At 36.3% G+C, this 1,302-nt stretch carries 2 protein-coding genes; both read right to left on the bottom strand.

Annotated features, from left to right (window positions below; translation table 11 throughout):
• Positions 1-267 precede the first annotated feature (267 nt).
• On the bottom strand, positions 268-966 hold the full coding sequence (locus ED312_RS23140) for a hypothetical protein (protein WP_123218398.1): 699 nt from the start codon (positions 964-966) through the stop codon (positions 268-270).
• Positions 966-1,302: hypothetical protein (locus ED312_RS24015; RefSeq protein WP_123218397.1), on the bottom strand; the 337-nt coding region annotated here is incomplete at its 5' end. The genes ED312_RS24015 and ED312_RS23140, both read right to left, overlap by 1 nt.

Raw genomic sequence — 1,302 nt, 5'->3', positions numbered from 1 at the left:
TAATTTATTAGGGGGGTTAAATTACTTAGGGAGTATAAAAATATAAAATATTTTCATTTGCCGCTCGAAAAAAGAAAATTTTACCATTTTTTAACCTGGGATAAAAGTCACAGGTTTTAAAAAAGTTACAAAAATGTGGTTCAACCTTATGAAACACCGTTAGGGAGGCCCCTCGGAGAGGGGCTTTACATATTTGCATATCAATGATATGCAGTAGGCTGCGAAGTTGCAAACTTCGCAGAGCCCGGAACACTTCGTTGAGCGAGTTTAATTTAATTCTGACTGCTGCAACTTTTCAAGTTTCTTATCCTGTTTGTTCGTCTCTAATCTCGATAAGAGTTCATTATTGTTGGTGATTTTATGTTCTACACTATTGAGCCATTCTTCATATTTTATGCCCCATAGTGCAAAATGGTCTAAGTCCCAACTTCGCTTTTTTATTTGACTAAAAATATCTTGTACCAGTTTCTCGTGACCTGAACATATAGCCAATTCCAGTTTTGATTCCATGAGAGATGCTTGTAAATAAGAATTTGGAGCCGCACTCAATGGGGGCGTTTTAGAATGTTCATCAAAAGCAGACAGCACCTTTTTTAGTGATACATTACCTTCCATAGAAAAGGGTAGCTGCTTCTGGACAGCTCTTAAAACCTCTGAAAAATCAGCACTATGTTTAGAGTATGATATTGAAAACTGTAGCCCTTTTCTGTTGAAAAACTCTTTGAGAACTATTGGAGCCGATAAACAGGCTTTCAAATCCTTTCCCCACTTATTTCCCCAAAGTGAATAGATGACAAAATGTGGTCGATATTCTTCTACTTTTGGAAGCTTTATCAGTTCAATTCCCACTATTACCGAACCCAATATTTTATAATATTTATTTTGGGCGTATTTAACTAATTGAGGAAAAGCATTCTGCCAATCCTCTGCAACTTGTTTCTTTATATCCTTTATATTTTCTGCCATTACGGTCTTATTATTTGTATGTTATACCCTGGGAAGTTTCTTTGATATTTTAGAAGTTGACCAGACCTCCAAGTAGCACTTCCAAACTTAAAGTCATATATAGTTTTAGACCCGTGATTTACGACATCTAAAAATCCTCTATTGCCAACACCATTATTGAAATAGTTGTTGAACTGTAACCCTCGATTTCCATAAATACTTTGATATCTACTTAAAAGATTATTGGCGTAGGTATGTTTTGCTATTCCTGCAAACCTACCTGTACCACCAATTGCTGCTTCAGCTTTTTGCGCCGCTCTTGTTACAAACTGAACCTCAGACATTCCCGTCTTAGCA

The organism is Sinomicrobium pectinilyticum, from assembly GCF_003725735.1.
GTDB lineage: Bacteria > Bacteroidota > Bacteroidia > Flavobacteriales > Flavobacteriaceae > Sinomicrobium > Sinomicrobium pectinilyticum.
The sequence above is the reverse complement of the archived record's forward strand: the minus strand, read 5'-3'. Positions and strand labels throughout refer to the sequence as shown.